The sequence below is a fragment of the Streptomyces sp. NPDC048001 genome (assembly GCF_043203115.1).
In the GTDB taxonomy this organism is placed as follows: Bacteria; Actinomycetota; Actinomycetes; order Streptomycetales; family Streptomycetaceae; genus Streptomyces; species Streptomyces sanyensis.
Genome location: NZ_JBIDBN010000004.1, coordinates 256275 through 277453 on the forward strand (window position 1 = coordinate 256275; position 21179 = coordinate 277453).

Genomic DNA, 21179 nt, shown 5'->3' on the forward strand with positions numbered 1-21179 from the left:
CCGGGGCGTGCTCTCAGGTCACGTCGTCGTAGCCGGTGGAACGCCGCGGCCCGTCGCCCGGCTGCTCCGGCAGGGAGCGCTGCCCGGGCAGCGGCTCGGCCTCGCCGACGGACACCGGCGCAAGGTCCAGCTGGGACGCCTCGTCGTCGGAGAGGCCCGCGTCGGGGTCGCTGCGCTGCCGCCTGCGGTCGTTGAGCAGGGAGAACCCGACGGCGAAGAAGTAGAGCATGATGATCGGGCCGGAGAGGGCGATCATGCCGAGGGGATCGGTCGACGGGGTGGCAATGGCGCCGAAGACGAAGATGCCCATGACGGCGCCGCGCCACCAACCGAGCATGCGGCGTCCGGTCACGATGCCGGTCAGGTTCAGCATGATCAGCAGCAGCGGCAGCTCGAAGGAGAACCCGAAGATCAGCACCATGCGGACGGTGAAGTCGAGGATCTTGTCGACGCTCAGGAGGTTCTCGGCCGGCGCCGGGGTGATCGAGAGAAGCACCTTCATGCTGACCGGCATGATCAGGTAGGCGAACCAGACACCGGCGGCGAAGAGGGGCGCAGCCGCTGCGGCGAAGACGTAGGTGTACTTCTTCTCGTTGCGGTGCAGGCCCGGGGCGACGAACGCCCACAGCTGGTAGAGCCAGATCGGGCACGACACGATGATGCCCGCCATGAGCACCACCTTGACCGTCGTCGTGAAGGGCGACAGCAGGTCGGTGTAGACGATGGTGGCGCACACCCCGCCCTTGCGCGGGCCGTCGGCGCCGCAGGCCGGCACGGGGGACGTGAGGAAGTCCATCAGCTCCTGGCTGAAGGCCACGGCTGCGATCGACGCGATGACGATCGCCAGCATCGCCTTGGCGAGCCGGTTCCGGAGCTCACGCAGATGGTCCGCGAGCGGCATGCGGCCCTCGGGATCCTTCTCCGTCTGGTTCGAGCGGGCAGACTTGAGCAACCCACGTCCTCATCTCGTGCGGCAGGCCGTCCTGGAGGACAGCCCTGGTCGTCAGCGCTGGGGGGAGTCCGTGGGCTCGCTCACCGGGCGGGCACTGCTGACGTCTCCGGGGGCCGCCTGGATGGTGCGCGACGGGGCGGCCTGGCCCTGAGCCGGGTCCTGGGGCTCGCCCGGCGCGGTCGACTGCTGCTGCCCGTCGGACTTCATCGCCTTGGCCTCGCTCTTGAGGATCCGCGCGGACTTGCCGAGCGAACGCGCCATGTCGGGAAGCTTCTTCGCCCCGAACAGCAGCAGGATGAGGAGGGCGATGATGATGATCTCGGTGGGCCCGATCTGTCGGAACATATGGCTTCTACCTTCTCACCGAGGGCGGCTGTGGCTGATGGCTGCGCGTCGCGCCGGACAGGTGTCCGAGCCGACTCAGCGATCGTAACGCGCACGGGTAAACGCTCGGCAATCCCCGTACATACGAGCGTGAGCGGACGGCGCCTCTCACCGGGGCGCCACCAGCAGCCTACCCCCCGCCCACGCCGCCGAGGAGACCTCCTCCGGCCGGATCCGCGGGGCCCCGGGGGCGGAGGGGGCGGTCCCGCCGGAGGGTCAGCGCAGCGACTCGCCGGTGTGCGCGAGGTCCGTCGCGGCCCGCTCCAGGTCCTGCGCCGCGCGGTCGATGCGGGCGGCGGTCCGGGCGACCTCGTCGCCCAGGCGCCGGGCCTCGACGAAGACGCTGATACCGAGGACGCCGAGCACGGCGATCCCGAGGAAGCCGAGGGCGACGGCGAGCATGGGCCAGAACATGCGACGAGCCTAGACCCTGACCGTCACGGGCCGCGCAGGGCGCCGGACCGGGCGGGCCCGGTGGGGACGCGGGGGGTCAGCCCGTGTGGAGCCGGAGCGTCCGCACCCCGCCGCCCGTGAGCAGCTCGACTATCCGCTCCCCCGCCGGCTTGCGGACGGCCGCACCGCACTCGGGGCAGGTGAAGGAGTAGAAGGTGGTACGGCGGCTCCCGCCGATCGCCAGGCGCAGCGCCCCGGCGGACAGCTCGAAGCGCCCGCGGCAGTCCGGGCAGGCGGCCCTGAAGAGCACCGGGCCCACCGTCTGGGGCGCCTGGGCGGCACCGGGGACGAATGACATGCGCAGCGCAGCTCCTCAATCCCGGTCGTCGTACGCCGCCAGCGCCTCCCGCGCCGCGGCCCTGGCACTGGCCGCCAGCTCCGGCGGCGACACGATCCGGCCGTCCCGGCCGAGCCGCAGCGCCAGTCGTCGCAGCGAGGCGGGGGCCGGCGTGCGCAGAGTGATCCGCAGCCCGCCGTCGGGCAGCTCCTCGGCGCTGTCGTGCGGGTAGTACTCGGCGACCCAGCGGCCGCCGGGGCCGACCTCCACCACGACCTCCGGGTCCTCGGCCGAGGGCTGGACGAGCCCCTCGGACAGGTCCCGCAGCTCGATCTCGGGCGGTGCCGCCGCCTCCTCCAGCAGCCGGATCTCGGCGACCCGGTCGAGGCGGAAGGTGCGCCGCGCCTCGGACTGGCGGCACCACGCCTCCATGTAGGTGTGGCCCACCGCGAACAGCCGGATCGGGTCGACCTCGCGCTCGGTGAGCTCGTCCCGTGCCGGGGAGTAGTAGCGCAGCCACAGGCGGCGGCGCTCCGAGATCGCACGGTCGACCTCGGCGAAAACACCGCCCTCGGACTCGAAGGTCACCGAGAGCCGGGAGCTGGCGCCGGCCGCCTCGCCCGCAGCGCCCTCGATCTTGGCGGTGGCCCGCAGCAGGGCGTCGCGGTCGCCCTCGCGCAGGCCGGGCAGTGTGGCGACCGCGCGGGCGGCGACCAGCAGGGCGGTGGCCTCGTCGGCGGCCAGGCGCAGCGGCTCGGCGGTGGACTCCCCCGAGGCGTCGGGATTGCGCCACCAGATGCGCTCGCCGTCGGTGTCGATGTCGAGCAGGTCCCCGCCCCGGAAGCTGGTGCCGCACATGGGCAGCACGTCCAGGTCGGAGATGAGCTCGTCCTCGGTGATCCCGAACGCGCGCGCGACGTCGGCGATGTACGCTCCGGGGCGCTCGCGCAGATAGGTCACCAGCGAGAGCATCCGCCGGGTCTGGTCGATGGCGTTGGCGGCCACGTCGTACGCCTCCCTCTCAGCCCTTGGCCACGGCGCGCAGCCGGTCGACCACGTCGGCCCGCAGGTCCGCGGGTTCCAGTACGACGGCGTCGGGCCCGAACTCCACCAGCCAGGCGTCCAGCCCGTGCCCGTACGGAATCTCCAACTCGTCCCACCCGTCGCCGAGTTCCCGGACCTCGACGGCACGGGCGCGCAGCGGGTAGCCGCAGCCGGAGCGCAGCCGGATCAGCGCGGTGCGGGTGGCGGTCTCGCCGGCCCAGGTCGCCACCGTCTCGCGGACCGTGACGACGTCGGGCACGGGTGCGGTGTATCCGCCCGTGCGGGCGCGGACCCTGCCGGTGATCCGGGACAGCCGGAAGACGCGCTCCGCACCGCGGTCGCGGTCGTGACCGGCCAGGTACCAGTGGCCGCGCCAGCACTCCAGGGCCCAGGGCTCGACGGTGCGCTGCTCGGGGCGGGCGGCGTTGGCCTTGCGGTAGGCGAAGACGACCGGGCGGCGGTCGCGGCAGGCCAGCATCAGCGGCTCGAAGGCGGCCTCGTGGACGGGGATGCGGGGCTCCAGGGCACCGGGGCGTTCCTCGTAGGATTCCCCGGTCTCGGGCATTCCCGCGGCGCGGAGCTTCTGGAGGGCCCCGCTGGCCGCTCCGGCGAGCCGGGCCTGCTGCCACACCCTGGCGGCCAGGCCGAGCGCGGCGGCCTCCTCGGCGTCCAGGGTGATCGGGGGGAGGCGGTTGCTGTCGCCGCGGGCGACGTAGCCGATCTCCCCGTCGAGGGCCTCCACCGTCTCGATGACGAGGCCCAGCTCGCGCAGGTCGTCCTTGTCGCGCTCGAACATGCGGTTGAAGGAGTCGTCGGTGGACGCCTCCAGATACGCCTCGATGGAGCCCCGCAGCTCGCGCTTGCTGAGCGGGCGCCGGGTCCCCAGCAGGCACAGCGCCAGGTTCATCAGCCGCTCGGCCTTGGCAATGGCCATCGACGCCCGCCACCTCTTCCGCTCACGTCCCCTACGAGCGACGACCGTACCGTCCCGGCGTGTCCGGACCAAAGCGAGGGCCCACGCCTGGGGCGTGGGCCCTCGTCGCGGTGCGCCGACCCGCGCGACGGCCCGTCAGGGGCCCGTCGGCAGCGGTCAGACGGCGACCAGGTCGCAGACGAAGATCAGCGTCTCGCCGGGGGCGATGGCGCTGCCGGCGCCGCGGTCGCCGTAGGCCAGGTGCGCCGGGATGGTCAGCTGGCGCCGGCCGCCGACCTTCATGCCCTGGACGCCCCGGTCCCAGCCGGCGATGACCTGGCCGGTGCCGAGCTGGAAGCGCAGCGGGGTGCCGCGGTTCCAGGAGGCGTCGAACTCCTCGCCGGTGGAGAAGGCCACGCCCACGTAGTGGACCTGGACGACGTCGCCCTTCTTGGCCTCCGGGCCGTCGCCCTCCCAGATGTCCTTGATCTCCAGGTCCTTCGGCGGCTCGCCGCCCGGGAAGTCGATCTCGGGCTTGTCGATGCTCACGGGAATGGTGCTCCTTGTGTCTCTCAGTTGAGCAGGCCCGGTCAGTCTCTCAGAAGCGGACCGGTGGCGCGTTGCGGTGCGCGGGGGTGGCGCGGGCCCGGCCGTGCGCCCCCGCGGTGGTACGCGCAGGGCCACGGGGCCGGCGCGGCGCGGCGGGCGCGCGGCCGGGCCCGTGGCCCCGGGGTTCAGGAGGCGGCCAGGATGTCCACCGAGAACACCAGCGTGGAGCCGGCCGGGATGCCCTGCTGCTCCGCGTCGCCGTAGGCCTGGTCCGGCGGGATGACCAGCAGCACGCGGCTGCCGACCTTCTTGCCCTCCAGGCCGTCCTGCCAGCCGGGGATCACCTGGGAGAGCGGGAAGCTCACCGGCTCGTTGCCTCGGGCGTAGCTGCTGTCGAACTCCTTGCCGCCCTTCCAGAGCACGCCCTTGTAGGCCACGGCCAGGGTGTCGGACTTCTTCACCTCGGGGCCGTCGCCCTCGATGATGTAGGTGGAGACCAGCTCGGTCGGGGCGTCCTTGTCCGGGACGGTGATCGAGGGCGCCTTGCCGTCGGTGTTGGTGCCGACCTTGGGCAGGTCGATGTTGTCCTGGGCGACCTCGGTGCCCTCGGCGACCTTGGGGATGGTGGTGGCCTTCAGGATGTCGACGACGAAGACCAGGGTGGCGTTCGGCTTGATCTGCCCCTGCCCCTGCTCGCCGTAGCCGAGCTCCGGCGGGATGGCCAGCTCGACGCGGCTGCCCACCTTCTGGCCCTCCAGGCCCTGGTCCCAGCCCTTGATGACCTGGCCCGCGCCGACGGTCAGGTTGAAGGGCTCCCCGCGGTCGAAGCTGTTGTCGAAGGGCTCGTCGGAGTCCCAGGCCTGGCCGAGGTAGTTGACCTCGATCTGGTCGCCCTTCTTCACCTCGGCGCCGTCGCCCTCGCTGATGACCTCGGTCTTCAGCTCCTTGGGCGGGTCGCCCTCCCCCTTGGCGAGGGTCGGCTTCTCGCCGAACGCGGCACCGGCGGTGATGGCGGGCAGGCCGCCCGCGGGCGAGACGGAATCGGATCCCTTGCCTTCGCTGCCGCACGCCACTGCCGACAGCAGCAGCAACGGGGCGACGAGAAGGCCGGCTAGTCGGCGCACGTGTTCCTCAGATCTCAGACGGCACGGTCGGTCGGTCCGGGACACTCTAGGACGTGCCAGGGGCCCCGCACGAGAAACGTACGGGGCCCGGGTGACGTTCCGACCCTGCGTGCTACATCCCGGCGATCAGCTTCTCCACCCGGTCGTCGACCGAGCGGAAGGGGTCCTTGCACAGGACCGTGCGCTGGGCCTGGTCGTTCAGCTTGAGGTGGACCCAGTCGACGGTGAAGTCCCGCCGCTGCTCCTGGGCGCGGCGGATGAAGTCGCCGCGCAGCCGCGCCCGGGTGGTCTGCGGGGGCACCGACTTCCCCTCGAAGATCTTCAGGTCGTTGCAGATGCGGGCGGCCTGGCCCTTGCGCTCCAGGAGGTAGTACAGCCCGCGGCGCCGGTGGATGTCGTGGTACGCGAGGTCTATCTGCGCCACCCTCGGGTGCGACATGGTCATGTTGTGCTTGGCGCGGTAGCGCTCCAGCAGCTGGTACTTCATGACCCAGTCGATCTCGGTCCCGATGCGGTCCAGGTCCTCGGCCTCGATGGCGTCGAGGGTGCGGCCCCACAGCTCCAGGACCTGGGCCACCGTCCCGGTGCGGATGCCCCGGCGGTCGACGAAGTCCACCGCCTTCTCGTAGTACTCGCGCTGGACCTCCAGGGCGGAGGCCTCCCGGCCGGAGGCCAGGCGGACCTTGCGGCGGCCGGTGGTGTCGTGGCTCACCTCGCGGATCGCCCGGATGGGGTTCTCCAGGGTGAGGTCGCGCATCACGGTGCCGGCCTCGATCATGCGCAGCACCAGGTCGGTGGCGCCGACCTTGAGCAGCATGGTCGTCTCGGACATGTTGGAGTCGCCGACGATCACATGGAGGCGGCGGTACCGCTCGGCGTCGGCGTGCGGCTCGTCGCGGGTGTTGATGATCGGCCGCGAGCGGGTGGTGGCCGAGCTGACGCCTTCCCAGATGTGCTCGGCGCGCTGGCTGACGCAGTAGACCGCGCCCCGGGGGGTCTGGAGCACCTTGCCCGCGCCGCAGATCAGCTGCCTGGTGACCAGGAAGGGAATGAGGATGTCGGCCAGCCGGGAGAACTCCCCGTGCCGGGCCACCAGATAGTTCTCGTGGCAGCCGTAGGAGTTGCCCGCGGAATCGGTGTTGTTCTTGAAGAGATAGACGTCGCCCGCGATTCCCTCCTCGTGCAGGCGGCGCTCGGCGTCCACGAGCAGGCCTTCCAGAATGCGCTCGCCGGCCTTGTCGTGGGTGACCAGCTCGGTCACGTTGTCGCATTCCGGCGTTGCGTATTCCGGATGCGATCCCACGTCCAGGTACAGGCGGGCGCCGTTCCGCAGGAACACATTGCTGCTGCGGCCCCATGACACGACACGGCGGAAGAGGTAGCGCGCCACTTCGTCAGGTGACAGTCGGCGCTGTCCCCTGAACGTGCACGTGACGCCGTACTCGTTCTCCAGCCCGAAAATGCGGCGGTCCATGTCTGAACATTACGCCTCACGGCCGGAGCTGAAACCGGGTTGGACGGCCCCGTTCCGATCAATTTGCGCTGCACCTGTTCCGGCGGCCCCGTCCGGAGCGGGAAGGACGGCCTCCCGGGCCGGGGCGGCCAGTACGCCCTGAGTGGCCGTCAGCACGAGCAGGGCCGCGAATCCGCCCGCCGCGGCGACCGCGAAGCTCCACGGGGTGCCGCCGAGCTCGACCGCGGGCCCGGCGACGGCGGTGCCGAGCGCGGCGCCCACGCCGAAGGTGGTCACCAGCCAGGAGAAGGCCTCGGTGACCGTGCCGCGGGGCGCGTGCCGGTCCACGACGATGAAGGCGCAGGCGATGGCGGGGGCCAGGAACACCCCGGCGAGCGCCGCCAGCGCGGTCATGGCCGCCACGCCCGGGGTGAGGACCAGGGGCAGGTAGCCGAGCGCCAGCAGGGCGGTGATGATCCGCAGCCGGCGCTCCGGCGGGCCGGCCCACTGCCGTGCCCCGTAGAGCACGCCGCCGACCAGCGCGCCGAGCCCCAGGGCCGCCATCAGCCAGCCGTAGACGCTCTGGCGGCCGTGGTCGTCGGCGTAGGCGACGCCCGCGACGGTGATCGAGCCGAGCGCGAGCCCGACGAAGAGGAAGGCGGCGAGGAGGGCGAGCAGCCCGGGCGAGCGCAGGGCTCCCAGCCAGTGCGCCTCACGGGGCGCCGAGCGCCAGGTGCGGGAGGGCTCGGAGAGGACCACCGACAGGGCGCCCAGCAGGCCCAGTGCGTTGATGACCAGGAGGGCGGCCGCCGGCGACCAGAGCGAGACCAGCAGGGTGACCAGCAGGGGGCCGACCGTGAACATGACCTCCTGGGCGACGGCGTCCATGGCGTAGGCCCGGTGGACGCGGTCCTCGCGCCCCAGGATGCCCGGCCACAGCGCCCGCAGCCCGCCCTCCAGCGGAGGGGTGAACAGGCCGGCCACCGCGACGGCGGTGTAGGCGAGGAGGAGGGAGCCGGTGCCGACGGCGGCGAGCAGTGCCATGCCGCACGCGGAGACCAGGGCGGCGGGGAGCTGCACACGGGGCTGGCCGTGGAGGTCGACGGCCCGCCCGAGGAGCGGCTGGCCCACCGCGGTGGCCAGGCCGTAGACGGCCGCGAGGGCGCCGGCGAGGGTGTAGCTGCCGCCCTCGGCCCGGGTGAACAGCACGATCGCGATGTGCCCGGTGGCGTTGGGCAGGCGGCCCAGCAGCGTGCCCGCCAGCAGGCGCGCCGCGTGCGGCGCCCTGAGTATGTCCGCGTACCCGGCGGCCATCGGTCCTGCCCTTCTCCCCCGGACCACGCCGGAGTTTTACGTATAACGCGTTCCTTCATACGTACCATGACCCCAGTCCGCGGGTCCACTGCGCCGCCGCCCCGGACGAGCCGATCCCGTGCGGCCGAGGACGGGCACCCATGGCAGACTCCACCGGCCGCCCCCCTGCCGCCGGAGCGCCCGCACGCCCCACCAGCAAGGACGTGGCGCGGGCCGCCGGGGTCTCGCAGGCCACCGTCTCCCTGGTACTGGGCGAGAAGTGGCGGGGCCGGGTCTCCGAGCGGACCGCCGGGCTGGTGCGGGCCGCCGCCCGGGACATCGGCTACCGGCCCAACCTGGCCGCACGCAATCTGCGCCTCGGCCGCACCCGGACCGCGCTGCTCGTGGTGCCCGCGCTGACCAACGAGTTCTTCGCCCGCGTCTACACCGGGGCCGCGGCCGTCGCGGCGCGCCACGGCTTCGGGGTGGTCCTCTACCCCTCGCCCCAGGGCGTCGGCCCGGCCCGGGACCCCTTCGCCTCGGCTCGGGCGGCTCTGGACGGGGTGATCGCCTCCTCCATGGCCGCCGACGCCCTCAGCGCCATCCGCGGCACCGACCTGCCCCTGGTGATGCTGGACAGCGCCCCCGGAGCCGCCGGTGCGGCCGCGCACGTCAACCTCGACGTCGCCGACGGCATGCGCCGGATCGCCGGGCACCTCCTCGGGCTCGGCCACCGGCGGATCGTGCACCTCGCCTCCGCCGTGCCCTCCTGGACCTTCGACGTCCGGGCCGACGCCCTGCGCGCGGCGCTGGAGCGCGTCCCCGGCACCTCGCTCGGCACCGTCCGGGCGCCGCTCGAGGTCGACTCCGGCCGCCGGGCGGCGGAGCAGGCCCTGACCTCCCCGGGAACGCGGCCCACGGCTCTCGTCTGCGACGACGACATCCTCGCGGCGGGTGCGTGCAAGGCCGCCCGGCGGCTCGGGCTGCGGGTGCCCCACGACCTGTCGGTGACCGGCTTCGACGACGTGGCGCTCGCCCGCGCCCTGGAACCGGAGCTCACCACCGTGCGACTGCCCGCCGAGGAGGTCGGGGAGCACGGCATGACGGCCCTCCTGGACGTCCTGGAGGGCCGTCCCCCCGCCCTGGACCAGCTGCCGGTGAGCCTGGTCCCGCGGGGCTCCACGGCGCCGCCCCCGGCCCGCTGAGAGCCCCGCGGCCCCGGAAGGCCCGCACCGGATGCGCGTGTGCCCCGGGCCCCGTGCGTACGGGGCCCGGGGCACACGCGCATCCGGTGGCCGGCCCTACCGGGCCGGCTCCCCCTCGTCCGGGTCGTCGGAGGGCGCGTCCGTCGGGGTCGTGGCCGCCTCCTCGGCCGCCAGCAGACGCTCCAGCTGCCGGCCGACGATGCGCCTGAACTTCCGCTGCTGCGGCCGGGTGCGGTCCAGCACCGCGACCTCCAGGCGCTCCGCGGGGATCTCCCGGTCGCTGCCGTTGGCCTGGCTGGACAGCGCCTGGACCGCCAGCCTCAGCGCCTCCGCAAGGGACATCCCTTCGCGGTGGCGCTGGTCCAGGAAGCCGCTGATCTGCTCGGCGTTGCCGCCGACGGCGACCGAGCCGTGCTCGTCCACGATGGAGCCGTCGTGGGGCAGCCGGTAGATCTGGTCGCCCTCGGGTGCGTCGCCGACCTCGGCGACCACCAGCTCCACCTCGTAGGGCTTCTCCCCCGCGCTGGAGAAGATGGTGCCCAGGGTCTGCGCGTAGACGTTCGCCAGGCCGCGGGCCGTCACGTCGTCTCGGTCGTAGGTGTAGCCCCGCAGGTCGGCGTAGCGGACGCCGCCGATCCGCAGGTTCTCGTACTCGTTGTACTTGCCCGCGGCGGCGAAGCCGATGCGGTCGTAGATCTCACTGAACTTGTGCAGGGCACGGGACGGGTTCTCGCCGACGAACACGATGCCGTCGGCGTATTGCAGCACCACGAGGCTGCGACCGCGCGCGATGCCCTTGCGGGCGTACTCCGCCCGGTCGGCCATCGCCTGCTGAGGCGAGACATAGAACGGTGTCGACACCGGCTATCCGTCCCTTTCTGTCGAAGGCGAAAACATCAGAGCAGCGCGGCGCGGGGGCCGTCGGGGTGTGCGAGGCGGCCGTCGAGGACGGCGCGCGCGAGGTCCGACGTCTCCGCGTCCGCCAGCCGGCGGTAGCCCTCGTCGGTGATCACGGTGACGATGGGGTAGATCCGCCGGGCCATGTCCGGCCCACCGGTCGCCGAGTCGTCGTCCGCGGCGTCGTAGAGCGCCTGGACGACCAGCGTCGTCGCCTCCTGCTCGGTCAGGTCGTCGCGGAAGAGCTTCTTCATCGAGCCGCGGGCGAACAGGGAGCCGGAACCGGTCGCCGCGTATCCCTGCTCCTCGGAGCGGCCGCCCGTGACGTCGTAGGAGAAGATCCGCCCGCGCTGCCGGTCGAGGTCCCAGCCGGCGAAGAGCGGCACCACGGCCAGGCCCTGCATCGCCATCCCGAGGTTGCTGCGGATCATCGTCGACAGCCGGTTCGCCTTGCCCTCCAGGGACAGCTGCGCCCCCTCGACCTTCTCGAAGTGCTCCAGCTCCAGCTGGAAGAGCTTGACCATCTCCACGGCCAGGCCCGCCGTGCCGGCGATGCCCACCGCCGCGTACTCGTCGGCGGGGAAGACCTTCTCGATGTCGCGCTGCGCGATCATGTTGCCCATCGTGGCGCGGCGGTCGCCCGCGAGCACCACGCCCCCCGGGAAGGTGGCGGCCACGATCGTGGTCCCGTGCGGGGCCTCGATGGCGCCCTGCACCGGCGGCAGCACCCGCCTGCCGGGAAGCAGCTCGGGCGAGTGCTCGCCCAGGAAGTCCATGAAGGACGACGAGCCGGGCGTCAGGAAGGCAGCCGGTAGACGCCCGGTGCTACGAGTGTTGGCTTCCACGCGTTTCCCTCCAGGTGTGCGATGGCCCGCCGCAGGGCGCCGGGGTCGTCCCCCCACGTGCCGCCGGCCGGATTGCAGTCGATGCACCGTATGCCACGGACCCTACCCGCCCCGTGGCGGTGATCCACATGTTCGGACGAAGCCGCAGGAAGCGGTCCGCGGACGGTGCCGAAACGGTTCGGGGACCGGGCGTGACCGATCGGACCGGCGCCGGGAAGCGGTCCGGATCCGACACGGCCCGGGAGCCCGCCGCACGCGGTGCGGCCCGGGGGTGCGGATACGCCGCGCGGCCTGGACCCGCCAGGCCGCGCGCCGGGTACCGCACCCGTGGAGGAGCCGCCCGGAGGCGCCCTCCGCTACTCGCCGCCCTTCTGCACGAAGGAGCGCACGAAGTCCTCGGCGTTCTCCTCCAGGACGTCGTCGATCTCGTCGAGGACCGAGTCCACGTCGTCCGAGAGCTTCTCCTGGCGCTCCTGGAGGTCGCCCGCCGCCTGCGCCTCCTGCGCCTGCTCGTCGGTCTCCTCGGTGGAACGCGTGGCCTTCTGCTGTCCGCCGCCGGTGTCCTTGGTCGCCATGTCCCTCACCCCGCTCGTTTCGCCCTGACGTGGGTTCGTTCGGTCAAGATCAGACCCTACAAGCCGGGCCCGGTGCCGGCCCCGCGCTTCACTCAACGTCCGGGGACCACCATGGTCATTCCCGGTCCTGAGCGTCTTCAGCCCCGGATCAGCTGCCCGAGAGGACCTTCACCAGGTCCTCGGCCGTGCGGCAGCGGTCCAGGAGGTCCTTCACATGGTCGCGGGTGCCGCGCAGCGGCTCCAGCGTGGGGACCCGCTGGAGCGAGTCCCGCCCCGGCAGGTCGAAGATCACGGAGTCCCAGGAGGCCGCGGCCACGTCGTCGGCGTACTGCTCCAGGCAGCGGCCCCGGAAGTAGGCGCGGGTGTCCTCCGGCGGGCTGCTCTCGGCCCGCCGGACCTCGGGCTCGTCGAGCAGCCGCTTCATCCGCCCCCGGGCGGCCAGCCGGTTGTACAGGCCCTTCTCCGGGCGCACGTCCGCGTACTGGAGGTCGACCAGGTGGAGGCGGGCGGCGTCCCAGTCGAGGCCGTCCCGGCGCCGGTAGCCCTCCATCAGCTCCCGCTTGGCCACCCAGTCCAGCTCGCCGGCGAGGCTCATGGGGTCGCTCTCCAGCCGGTTGAGGGTGTCCTCCCAGCGGGTGAGCACGTCCATGGTCTGCTCGTCGGCGTCGGCCCCGTAGCGCTCCTCCACGTACTTGCGCGCGAGCTCGAAGTACTCCATCTGGAGCTGCACCGCGGTCAGCATCCGGCCGCTGCGGAGCGTGACCAGGTGCTGGAGGTCCGGGTCGTGGGAGACCTGGTGCAGCGTGCGCACCGGCTGCTCCACGGCCAGGTCGACGGTGACGAAGCCGTCCTCGATCATGGACAGCACCAGTGCCGTGGTGCCCAGCTTGAGGTAGGTGGAGATCTCCGAGAGGTTGGCGTCGCCGATGATCACATGGAGGCGCCGGTACTTCTCCGCGTCGGAGTGCGGCTCGTCGCGGGTGTTGATGATCGGCCGCTTCAGCGTCGTCTCCAGCCCCACCTCGACCTCGAAGTAGTCGGCGCGCTGGCTGATCTGGAAGCCGTGCTCGTGGCCGTCCTGGCCGATACCGACCCGTCCCGCGCCGGTGACGACCTGCCGGGAGACGAAGAAGGGCGTCAGGTGGCGCACGATGTCCGAGAAGGGCGTCTCCCTCTTCATCAGGTAGTTCTCGTGCGTGCCGTAGGAGGCGCCCTTGTTGTCGGTGTTGTTCTTGTAGAGGTGGATCGGCTGGGCACCGGGCAGCTGGGCGGCCCGCTCGGCCGCCTCCGCCATGATCCGCTCCCCCGCCTTGTCCCAGAGCACGGCGTCGCGCGGGTTGGTCACCTCGGGCGAGCTGTACTCCGGGTGGGCGTGGTCGACGTAGAGGCGGGCGCCGTTGGTGAGGATCACGTTGGCCAGGCCGATGTCCTCGTCGGTCAGCTGGCTGGAGTCGGCCGCCTCCCGGGCGAGGTCGAAGCCGCGGGCGTCCCGCAGCGGGTTCTCCTCCTCGAAGTCCCAGCGGGCTCGCCGCGCCCGGTGCATCGCCGCCGCGTAGGCGTTGACGATCTGGGACGAGGTGAGCATGGCATTGGCGTTCGGGTGGCCGGGGACGGAGATCCCGTACTCCGTCTCGATGCCCATTACTCGCCGTACGGTCATGCGGCCCTCCTTGCCCGGCGGCGCCCCCTTCGCGGGGTGACGCTCAGATACCGCTGCTCTCCGGTGCGCGTGCGGAACTCTTCCCCGCCGCGCCGCTCGGCGATACCGGAGAGCCTATTGCGCCGCTGCACGGGAGGGGAGATCGATTGCGTCATTGCTGGTGGTACGGGGGCACCTGGCCGGAAAGCGGCCGGCTGCGGATGCTGGGAGTCCTCCCGCCCCCGCGAGCGGGGACGGGGGACGGGCATCCGCAGCCGCCGTCTCCCTACAGGTACTGGCCGGTGTTGGCCACCGTGTCGATGGACCGGCCGGTGTCGGCGCCCTGCTTCCCGGTGACCAGGGTGCGGATGAAGACGATCCGCTCGCCCTTCTTTCCGGAGATGCGGGCCCAGTCGTCGGGGTTGGTGGTGTTGGGCAGGTCCTCGTTCTCCTTGAACTCGTCCACACACGCCTGGAGCAGGTGCGCGACGCGGATGCCCTTCTGGTCGTGGTCGAGGAACGCCTTGATCGCCATCTTCTTGGCCCGGTCCACGATGTTCTGGATCATCGCACCGGAATTGAAGTCCTTGAAATAGAGGACTTCCTTGTCACCGTTGGCGTAGGTGACCTCCAGGAAGCGGTTCTCCTCGGATTCCGCGTACATCTGCTCCACGACCGACTGGATCATGGCGCCGGCGGCCGCCTCCCGGGACCCGCTGTGCTCGCCGAGGTCGTCGGCGTGGAGCGGGAGGCCCGGGGTGAGGTACTTGGCGAAGATGTCCCTGGCGGCCTCCGCGTCCGGACGCTCGATCTTGATCTTCACGTCGAGCCGGCCGGGGCGCAGGATCGCGGGGTCGATCATGTCCTCGCGGTTGGAGGCGCCGATCACGATCACGTTCTCCAGCCCCTCGACGCCGTCGATCTCGGCGAGGAGCTGGGGGACGATGGTGTTCTCGACGTCCGAGCTGACGCCCGAGCCGCGGGTGCGGAAGAGGGACTCCATCTCGTCGAAGAAGACGATGACGGGCGTGCCCTCGCTCGCCTTCTCCCTGGCCCGCTGGAAGACCAGGCGGATGTGCCGCTCGGTCTCGCCGACGTACTTGTTGAGCAGCTCGGGGCCCTTGATGTTCAGGAAGTAGCTCTTGCCCGCGGGCTGTCCGGTGACCTCGGCGACCTTCTTGGCAAGGGAGTTGGCCACGGCCTTGGCGATGAGCGTCTTGCCGCAGCCGGGCGGGCCGTAGAGCAGGATGCCCTTGGGCGGCCGCAGCTCGTGCTCCTTGAACAGGTCGGGGTGGAGATAGGGGAGCTCGACCGCGTCCCGGATCATCTCGATCTGGCCGCCGAGGCCGCCGATCCGGTCGTAGTCGACGTCGGGGACCTCCTCGAGGACCAGCTCCTCGACCTCGCTCTTGGGGATGACCTCGTAGACGTATCCCGAGCGCGGCTCCAGCAGCAGGGCGTCGCCGGGGCGGATGGTGGTGTCCAGCAGCGGCTCGGCGAGCCTGACCACCCGCTCCTCGTCGGTGTGCCCGATCACCAGGGCGCGCTCGCCGTCCTCCAGGATCTCCTTGAGGGTGACGATGTCGCCGGCGCGCTCGAACTCCATGGCCTCGACCACGTTGAGCGCCTCGTTGAGCATCAGCTCCTGGCCGCGCCGGAGCTCGTCGAGCTCCACCCCGGGGCTGACGTTCACCCGGAGCTTGCGGCCCCCGGTGAAGATGTCGCACGTGCCGTCCTCGTTGGCCTGGAGGAAGACGCCGAAGCCCGCGGGAGGCTGTGCGAGGCGGTCCACCTCCTCCTTGAGGGCCACGATCTGGTCACGGGCCTCACGGAGCGTGTTGGCGAGCCGCTCGTTCTGCGCGGACACGCCGGCCAGGTTGGTCTGCAGCTCGACGATCCGCTCCTCGAGAATCCTCGTATGACGCGGAGAGTCGGCGAGCTTGCGGCGCAGGACGGCGATTTCCTGCTCGAGATAGGCAACCTGACCGGCGGGGTCCTCGGACCCGCGACCGGGCCGGATGCCGCGGTTGATGTCATCGTCGTGGGCTGCCACGGTCCTCACCTCCTCCAAGGGGAGCTGGACGCTTCCTGACCCTACCTGTGTGGGTGGTGATTGAAACCCCTAGATCACAAAGACGGAAGGGGTGTGTCCGATCTTCACCCTTGCGCTCTCCCCGTGTCAGGGGGAATACCCAGGAGATACCCACCCCGCACCACCGGAAAGCCGTCGGTTGTATGGTCGAAGCGTTCAACACCCGTCAGGGCTGGCGCGACTTGCTTCGTTTCGCCGCACCGACGAAGGAAACGGCAGGAGAGATGACCGTGCAGCACGAGGTTCCCACCGACGGCGCCCAGGAGGCGCTGGAGGTCTGGATCGACCAGGACCTGTGCACCGGGGACGGAATCTGCGCGCAGTACGCGCCCGAGGTCTTCGAGCTGGACATCGACGGGTTGGCCTATGTGAAGTCCGCCGACGACGAGCTGCTCCAGGCCCCCGGGGCCACGACGCCCGTCCCGCTCCCGCTGCTCACGGACGTGGTGGACTCGGCCAAGGAGTGCCCGGGCGACTGCATCCATGTGCGCCGGGTTTCGGACAGGGTCGAGGTCTACGGCCCCGACGCCGACTGAGGTCCGGAGCGGAACCGGGCACCGGCCCGTCATCACGCAGAGGGCGTCACTCCGTGTGACCGCTCAGACGCCGAGCGCCGCGGGCCCGGCGGCGCGTATGAACGTCCCGCCCCGCCAGCTCCATTCCGCCTCCTCGCGTATGTCCGGGCAGCAGCCGGGCACGGACGCCGAGGAGTAGCCGAGCAGGGTCGCGGTGACCGATCCGCCGTCGACCGCGAGCGCGTCGACGCTGAACTTGTCGGTCGGCGGCACCAGGGTGGCCACGGTCCGGGGGGTGCCGTCCCGGGTGGCGGCGAGGACGTACAGGCCGTGCGGCGGCGTGCCGGAGCCCGCGTCGCAGCGGGCCGCCACGACCGTCTCCGGCCGTCCGTCCCCGTCCAGGTCCCCGGCGGCCCGCGCGGTCACCACACTGCCCAGGTCCCCGCAGACGAGCGGCAGCTCGACGGCGTCCGGGTCGGGTGCGGCCGGGGCCGCGGCGCCGGGCGCGGTCCCCGCGGCGGCCGCGAGGGGCTCCGGGGAGGCGGTGGCGGCGTGGGGCTGGAGCAGCCCCGCGGCCGCCACGACCGCGGCCATGGCCGTCGCCGTGAGGAGCCAGTGCGCCGGGCGGGCGTGGGTGTGCGCGAGGTCCGGGACGACGGGGGTCTGCACGCCGGGAGTCTCCTGGGGAGTCGTGCCGAGGGGGTGGCCAGCATCGTGCCACACGTCACACGCCCGCGGAACAGGGGGGTCCGTGCCCGTTCGGAAGGCCGCGGCGCCGCCCCCGGTCCGGCGGCGGCGGTCAAGACGGCGGCGCCGCCGCCGAGTTCCCCCGTTTCGGGCGGAACCCGGCGGCGGCGCCGGGGTGTTGTGTGTCGGTCTGCGGGGGCGTCAGCCCTTGTTCGGCCCCTCGTAGTCCTCGCCGTAGGCGCCCTTGGCCGGGCGGCGGCGGCGCATCGGCGGCTCCACGCCGTCGGCGAGGCGGCGGGCGGTCACCAGGAACCCGGTGTGCCCGATCATCCGGTGGTCCGGCCGCACGGCCAGGCCCTCGACGTGCCAGTTGCGGACCATCGACTCCCAGGGCTGCGGCTCGGCGAAGCAGCCGATCTCCCGGATGGACTCCACGGTGCGCGCCAGCTGGGTCGTGGTGGCCACGTAGCAGCAGAGGATGCCGCCGGGCACCAGGGCCTTGGAGACGGCCTCCAGGCACTCCCAGGGGGCGAGCATGTCCAGGATGACCCGGTCGACGTCGGCGTCGCTGAGGTTGTCCTGGAGGTCGCCGACCGTGAGCTGCCACGCGGGGTGCGGACCCCCGAAGTAGCGCTCCACGTTCTGCTGCGCGATCTCGGCGAAGTCGGCACGGCGCTCGTAGGAGTGGAGCATGCCGTGGTCGCCGATGGCGCGCAGCAGGAAGGCGCTCAGCGAGCCGGAGCCGACACCGGCCTCCACGACGCGCGCGCCGGGGAAGATGTCGGCGAAGGCCAGGATCTGCCCCGCGTCCTTGGGGTAGACCACGGCGGCGCCGCGGGGCATGGACAGGACATAGTCGGGGAGCAGGGGGCGCAGCGCGAGGTAGGCCACGTTTCCCGTGGTACGGACGACACTGCCCTCGGGAGCGCCGATCAGCTCGTCGTGCGGGAAGGAACCCTTGTGGGTGTGGAAGTTCTTCCCGGCTTCGAGCGTGAACGTGTAGTGGCGTCCCTTGGGGTCGGTGAGCTGGACCTGGTCCCCGACCTTGAAGGGCCCGCGACGGCGGGCGGCACCGGTCGGTTCGGACATGTGACCAGAGTACCGGGGTCAGGACGAGGGTCGTGCCATGGCCTGGACGAAGGCCCGCTCGACGTCCGCGGTGGACAGCACCCCGTAGATGGCCCCGTCCTCCTCCACGACCAGGTACTCGGTGGCCGGGGTCGCGCGCAGGTGGTCCAGGAGGGCCTCGCCCGCGAGGCCGGCGGGCACCCGCATGCCCTCGGCGAGGTCCTGGGCGAGGGTCCCGGCGGCCACCCACGGGCGCCGGTGCTCGGGAACGCCCACGATGCCCGACTCGCGCACGATGCCGGTGGCCTCGCCCTGGCCGTCGACCACCACCAGGGCCCGCGCCCCGGCCTCGTTGGCGCGGCGCAGCGCCTCGGACAGGGGCGTGCCCGTCTCCACGGGCACGGCACGGCGGGTGAGCGCGCGGGCGGCCAGCTCGGGCAGGTGCTCGCGCAGCCGCGCCATGCGCAGGCTGTTCCCGGCCCCGGTCCAGATGATCGCGGCCAGGATCGCGGCGAGCAGGGCGTCGGTGACGGTCTCCATGCCGCCGACCTCCTGCCCGCCCCCGAAGGCCCCGGTGTGGGTGACCAGGGGCAGCCCGACGAGCACGGCGACGGCGAGCGCCCGGCCGACCCAGGCGGCGGCGACGGTGCCCGCCATGGGCTTCCCGGTGATCTTCCACACCACGGCGCGCAGCATCCGGCCCCCGTCCAGCGGGAGGCCGGGGAGCAGGTTGAAGGCGGCGACGATCAGGTTGGAGATCATCAGCCCGGCGAGCAGGACCCCGGGGACGGTGCCGGGCTCCACGGCGGCCATGGCGAGGTAGAAGACCCCGGCCAGGACCAGGGAGAGCAGCGGCCCGACGAAGGCGAGGACGAACTCGCGCCCCGGTGTCTCGGTCTCCTTCTCGATCTCGGAGACGCCCCCGAAGAACTGGAGCTGGATCCGGCGGACGGGCAGCTTGAAGCGCAGCGCGGCGACGGTGTGCGCGAGTTCGTGGACGAGGACCGAGGCGTAGAAGGCGACGGCGAAGAAGAGCGAGACGAGGTAGCGGGCGCCCCCGAGCTCGGGGAGCACGCGGTCGAGCTGGCCGCCGAAGACCCAGGTGATCAGTGCCGCGACGACGAACCAGCTGGGGGCCACGTACACGGGCACGCCGAAGGGGCGGCCCATGAGGATGCCTCCTCCGGGGGCCGCCCGGCGCTTGGCGCCGCCGTCCGGTGCCGCGCCGCCCTCGCCGCTCGCGGCGCCCGACCGGGCCCGCGGCCGCTCGCGCTCGCCGCCGGTGTCGTCCTGTTTCACGGGGTCCCTTCGTCGGTGGTGCTGATCGCCGGGTCGGTGGTGCCCGCCGCCGGTCGCCGCCGCTGCGGCCGGGTCTGCTCCGTCGAGCATGCCCGGGCGAAGGGCCTGTCATCGATGGTATGCCGATCGCTGTCGTCGGCGGGCCGTAGGGTCTTACCCCATGAGTACGAGTCAGCCGTCCACCGGGGGTCTCCCCGCGGCGGGCGGGGAGCAGGAGCAGCAGGCCGGGCCGCCGCCGGTCCCGGCGCAGGGGGGCGGCGGCCCCGCCCCGGCGGCCCCCGGCCGGGCCCCGGCCGGGCCGACGTCGCTCTCACCGTCGCGGGCGAACGACTTCATGCAGTGCCCGCTGCTCTACCGGTTCCGGGTCATCGACCGGCTCCCGGAGCAACCGAGCGAGGCCGCGACCCGCGGCACGCTGGTGCACGCGGTCCTTGAGCGGCTGTTCGACGATCCGGCGGCGGAGCGGACGGCGGAGCGGGCGCGGGCGATGGTTCCGGGCCAGTGGGACCGGCTGCTGGCCTCCCGGCCGGAGCTGGCCGGGCTCTTCGCCGAGGACGCGGGGGGCGAGCGGCTCGCGCGCTGGCTGGGCGAGGCCGAGCGGCTGGTGGAGCGCTGGTTCTCGCTGGAGGACCCGACGCGGCTGGAGCCGGCGGAGCGGGAGCTGTTCCTGGAGGCGGAGCTGGACTCCGGCCTGCGGCTGCGCGGGGTGATCGACCGGGTCGACGTGGCGCCGACCGGCGAGGTGCGCATCGTGGACTACAAGACCGGCAAGGCGCCGCGCCCGGAGTACAGCGAGGGCGCGATGTTCCAGATGACCTTCTACGCGCTGGTCGTCTGGCGCCTCAAGGGGGTGCTGCCGCGCCGGCTCCAGCTGGTCTACCTGGGCAGCGGCGACGTGCTGACGTACGACCCGGTCATGGCCGACCTGGAGCGGCTGGAGCGCAGGCTGCTGGCGCTGTGGGAGGCGATCCGGGAGGCCACCCGGACGGGCGACTGGCGGCCCCGGCGGACGAAGCTGTGCGGCTGGTGCGACCACCAGGCGTTCTGTCCCGAGTTCGGCGGGACTCCCCCGGTCTATCCGCTGGCCGTCTCCCCGGCCGGATCGGACCGGGACGGTGAGGGCAGAATGGGCCCGGTCTAGAGAAGGAGTTCCCGTGGCGATCCGCGTCCTGCTGGTGGACGACCAGCCGCTGCTGCGCACCGGCTTCCGCATGATCCTGGAGGCGGAGCCGGACCTCGCGGTGGTCGGCGAGGCCGGTGACGGCCTGCAGGCCCTCGACCAGGTGCGGGCGCTCCAGCCCGACGTGGTGCTGATGGACATCCGGATGCCCCGGATGGACGGGGTGGAGGCGACGCGCCAGATCACCGGGCCCGGCCGGGACGGCCCGGCGAAGGTGCTGGTGCTGACCACCTTCGACCTCGACGAGTACGTGGTGGAGGCGCTGCGCGCCGGTGCCAGCGGGTTCCTGCTGAAGGACGCCCCGGCCAACGAGCTGGTGCAGGCGATCCGGGTGGTCGCCGCGGGCGAGGCGATGCTGGCGCCCAGCATCACCCGGCGGCTGCTCGACAAGTACGCGGACCACCTGCCCTCGGGCGAGGAGGCCGTGCCGGACACGCTGAACACGCTGACCGACCGCGAGGTGGAGGTGCTGAAGCTGGTGGCGCGGGGCCTGTCGAACGCGGAGATCGCGGCGGACCTCTTCGTCAGCGAGACCACGGTCAAGACGCACGTCGGGCATGTGCTGACCAAGCTCGGCCTGCGCGACCGGGTGCAGGCGGCGGTCTACGCGTACGAGAGCGGGCTGGTGCGTCCCGGGGCCCAGTGAGGGTGCGGGCAGGAGGAGGGCCGGGGCCCGGCGGGGAGGGGTCCGGCCCCGCGGGCCCCGGGCCGGGTGGGAGGGGGCGTCGGCGACTT

23 protein-coding genes are annotated in these 21179 nt (G+C 72.4%); 4 read left to right on the plus strand and 19 right to left on the minus strand.

Going from position 1 to position 21179, the window contains the following annotated elements; genetic code table 11:
- Window positions 1–13: 13 nt before the first annotated feature.
- From tatC to ACGF15_RS09790, 10 genes are all read right to left on the minus strand, one after another.
- Window positions 14–901 (minus strand): twin-arginine translocase subunit TatC, encoded by an 888-nt coding sequence (gene tatC, locus ACGF15_RS09745; RefSeq protein WP_392797552.1) that lies wholly within the window; start codon window positions 899–901, stop codon window positions 14–16.
- A 102-nt stretch (window positions 902–1003) separates the two neighbouring features.
- Window positions 1004–1297 (minus strand): Sec-independent protein translocase subunit TatA, encoded by a 294-nt coding sequence (gene tatA, locus ACGF15_RS09750; RefSeq protein WP_345615532.1) that lies wholly within the window; start codon window positions 1295–1297, stop codon window positions 1004–1006.
- Window positions 1298–1552: 255 nt separating this feature from the next.
- A complete protein-coding gene (locus ACGF15_RS09755) occupies window positions 1553–1750 on the minus strand; it encodes a hypothetical protein (RefSeq protein WP_256524447.1) in 198 nt (65 codons plus the stop codon).
- 76 nt (window positions 1751–1826) lie between these two features.
- On the minus strand, window positions 1827–2087 hold the full coding sequence (locus ACGF15_RS09760) for a hypothetical protein (RefSeq protein ID WP_345615530.1): 261 nt from the start codon (window positions 2085–2087) through the stop codon (window positions 1827–1829).
- Between the two features lie 15 nt (window positions 2088–2102).
- Entirely contained in the window at window positions 2103–3071 is a 969-nt protein-coding gene (locus ACGF15_RS09765) for a WYL domain-containing protein (protein ID WP_362613217.1), read from the minus strand.
- Between the two features lie 16 nt (window positions 3072–3087).
- A complete protein-coding gene (locus ACGF15_RS09770; RefSeq protein ID WP_345615528.1) occupies window positions 3088–4044 on the minus strand; it encodes a WYL domain-containing protein in 957 nt (318 codons plus the stop codon).
- A gap of 156 nt (window positions 4045–4200) precedes the next feature.
- Window positions 4201–4572, minus strand: coding sequence for an FKBP-type peptidyl-prolyl cis-trans isomerase (locus ACGF15_RS09775; RefSeq protein ID WP_256524443.1), 372 nt, complete (start codon window positions 4570–4572; stop codon window positions 4201–4203).
- A gap of 185 nt (window positions 4573–4757) precedes the next feature.
- The gene (locus ACGF15_RS09780; protein WP_345615526.1) at window positions 4758–5696 is read right to left on the minus strand and encodes an FKBP-type peptidyl-prolyl cis-trans isomerase; all 939 of its coding nucleotides are present in this window, start codon (window positions 5694–5696) and stop codon (window positions 4758–4760) included.
- A gap of 112 nt (window positions 5697–5808) precedes the next feature.
- A complete protein-coding gene (pafA, locus tag ACGF15_RS09785; RefSeq protein ID WP_256524441.1) occupies window positions 5809–7170 on the minus strand; it encodes a Pup--protein ligase in 1362 nt (453 codons plus the stop codon).
- 9 nt (window positions 7171–7179) lie between these two features.
- Window positions 7180–8463, minus strand: a complete 1284-nt coding sequence (locus ACGF15_RS09790) for an MFS transporter (RefSeq protein ID WP_345615525.1) — start codon at window positions 8461–8463, stop codon at window positions 7180–7182.
- Window positions 8464–8603: 140 nt separating this feature from the next.
- Between ACGF15_RS09790 and ACGF15_RS09795 the strand changes: the two genes are divergently transcribed.
- Window positions 8604–9647 carry a LacI family DNA-binding transcriptional regulator gene (locus ACGF15_RS09795; protein ID WP_345615523.1) on the plus strand — a complete coding sequence of 348 codons (1044 nt, stop codon included), beginning with the start codon at window positions 8604–8606 and terminating at the stop codon, window positions 9645–9647.
- 96 nt (window positions 9648–9743) lie between these two features.
- Here the strand turns inward: ACGF15_RS09795 and prcA are convergent, their stop codons facing one another.
- The 6 genes from prcA to arc form a co-directional block, all read right to left on the minus strand.
- The gene (gene prcA / locus ACGF15_RS09800; protein ID WP_345615521.1) at window positions 9744–10508 is read right to left on the minus strand and encodes a proteasome subunit alpha; all 765 of its coding nucleotides are present in this window, start codon (window positions 10506–10508) and stop codon (window positions 9744–9746) included.
- 35 nt (window positions 10509–10543) lie between these two features.
- Window positions 10544–11389: a proteasome subunit beta gene (gene prcB, locus ACGF15_RS09805; RefSeq protein WP_256524437.1), complete on the minus strand. Its 846-nt coding sequence runs from the start codon at window positions 11387–11389 to the stop codon at window positions 10544–10546.
- Window positions 11341–11517 carry an endonuclease domain-containing protein gene (locus tag ACGF15_RS09810; protein WP_308315010.1) on the minus strand — a complete coding sequence of 59 codons (177 nt, stop codon included), beginning with the start codon at window positions 11515–11517 and terminating at the stop codon, window positions 11341–11343. Before ACGF15_RS09810 ends, prcB begins: the two co-directional genes overlap by 49 nt.
- A 228-nt stretch (window positions 11518–11745) precedes the next feature.
- Entirely contained in the window at window positions 11746–11964 is a 219-nt protein-coding gene (locus ACGF15_RS09815) for a ubiquitin-like protein Pup (RefSeq protein WP_256524436.1), read from the minus strand.
- A gap of 148 nt (window positions 11965–12112) precedes the next feature.
- A complete protein-coding gene (gene dop / locus ACGF15_RS09820) occupies window positions 12113–13624 on the minus strand; it encodes a depupylase/deamidase Dop (protein ID WP_345615520.1) in 1512 nt (503 codons plus the stop codon).
- A 265-nt stretch (window positions 13625–13889) separates the two neighbouring features.
- Window positions 13890–15656 (minus strand): proteasome ATPase, encoded by a 1767-nt coding sequence (gene arc, locus ACGF15_RS09825; protein ID WP_345615519.1) that lies wholly within the window; start codon window positions 15654–15656, stop codon window positions 13890–13892.
- Window positions 15657–15919: 263 nt separating this feature from the next.
- Here arc and ACGF15_RS09830 point away from each other — a divergent pair, with 263 nt between their 5' ends.
- The gene (locus ACGF15_RS09830; protein ID WP_345615518.1) at window positions 15920–16231 is read left to right on the plus strand and encodes a ferredoxin; all 312 of its coding nucleotides are present in this window, start codon (window positions 15920–15922) and stop codon (window positions 16229–16231) included.
- A gap of 63 nt (window positions 16232–16294) precedes the next feature.
- On the opposite strand, the gene ACGF15_RS09835 is transcribed toward ACGF15_RS09830, so the two are convergent.
- The 3 genes from ACGF15_RS09835 to ACGF15_RS09845 all read right to left on the minus strand — a co-directional run bounded on the left by ACGF15_RS09835 (window position 16295) and on the right by ACGF15_RS09845 (window position 19264).
- Entirely contained in the window at window positions 16295–16879 is a 585-nt protein-coding gene (locus ACGF15_RS09835) for a hypothetical protein (protein WP_345615517.1), read from the minus strand.
- 219 nt (window positions 16880–17098) lie between these two features.
- Entirely contained in the window at window positions 17099–17986 is an 888-nt protein-coding gene (locus tag ACGF15_RS09840) for a tRNA (adenine-N1)-methyltransferase (RefSeq protein WP_256524431.1), read from the minus strand.
- An 18-nt stretch (window positions 17987–18004) separates the two neighbouring features.
- Window positions 18005–19264: a site-2 protease family protein gene (locus ACGF15_RS09845; RefSeq protein ID WP_345615516.1), complete on the minus strand. Its 1260-nt coding sequence runs from the start codon at window positions 19262–19264 to the stop codon at window positions 18005–18007.
- Between the two features lie 160 nt (window positions 19265–19424).
- Here ACGF15_RS09845 and ACGF15_RS09850 point away from each other — a divergent pair, with 160 nt between their 5' ends.
- The gene (locus ACGF15_RS09850; RefSeq protein WP_376429188.1) at window positions 19425–20405 is read left to right on the plus strand and encodes a RecB family exonuclease; all 981 of its coding nucleotides are present in this window, start codon (window positions 19425–19427) and stop codon (window positions 20403–20405) included.
- Between the two features lie 13 nt (window positions 20406–20418).
- Entirely contained in the window at window positions 20419–21090 is a 672-nt protein-coding gene (locus ACGF15_RS09855; RefSeq protein WP_256524429.1) for a response regulator transcription factor, read from the plus strand.
- The last annotated feature ends 89 nt before the right edge of the window (window positions 21091–21179 follow it).

Bases quoted from the DNA above. Each gene is read 5' to 3' on its own strand.
- tatA (WP_345615532.1), bottom strand. From the start codon at position 1,297: ATGTTCCGACAGATCGGGCCCACCGAGATCATCATCATCGCCCTCCTC.
- ACGF15_RS09795 (WP_345615523.1), top strand. From the start codon at position 8,604: ATGGCAGACTCCACCGGCCGCCCCCCTGCCGCCGGAGCGCCCGCACGC.
- ACGF15_RS09840 (WP_256524431.1), bottom strand. From the start codon at position 17,986: ATGTCCGAACCGACCGGTGCCGCCCGCCGTCGCGGGCCCTTCAAGGTC.
- ACGF15_RS09815 (WP_256524436.1), bottom strand. From the start codon at position 11,964: ATGGCGACCAAGGACACCGGCGGCGGACAGCAGAAGGCCACGCGTTCC.
- ACGF15_RS09770 (WP_345615528.1), bottom strand. From the start codon at position 4,044: ATGGCCATTGCCAAGGCCGAGCGGCTGATGAACCTGGCGCTGTGCCTG.
- ACGF15_RS09790 (WP_345615525.1), bottom strand. From the start codon at position 8,463: ATGGCCGCCGGGTACGCGGACATACTCAGGGCGCCGCACGCGGCGCGC.
- ACGF15_RS09850 (WP_376429188.1), top strand. From the start codon at position 19,425: ATGAGTACGAGTCAGCCGTCCACCGGGGGTCTCCCCGCGGCGGGCGGG.
- ACGF15_RS09755 (WP_256524447.1), bottom strand. From the start codon at position 1,750: ATGTTCTGGCCCATGCTCGCCGTCGCCCTCGGCTTCCTCGGGATCGCC.
- tatC (WP_392797552.1), bottom strand. From the start codon at position 901: ATGCCGCTCGCGGACCATCTGCGTGAGCTCCGGAACCGGCTCGCCAAG.
- ACGF15_RS09760 (WP_345615530.1), bottom strand. From the start codon at position 2,087: ATGTCATTCGTCCCCGGTGCCGCCCAGGCGCCCCAGACGGTGGGCCCG.
- pafA (WP_256524441.1), bottom strand. From the start codon at position 7,170: ATGGACCGCCGCATTTTCGGGCTGGAGAACGAGTACGGCGTCACGTGC.
- ACGF15_RS09830 (WP_345615518.1), top strand. From the start codon at position 15,920: ATGACCGTGCAGCACGAGGTTCCCACCGACGGCGCCCAGGAGGCGCTG.
- dop (WP_345615520.1), bottom strand. From the start codon at position 13,624: ATGACCGTACGGCGAGTAATGGGCATCGAGACGGAGTACGGGATCTCC.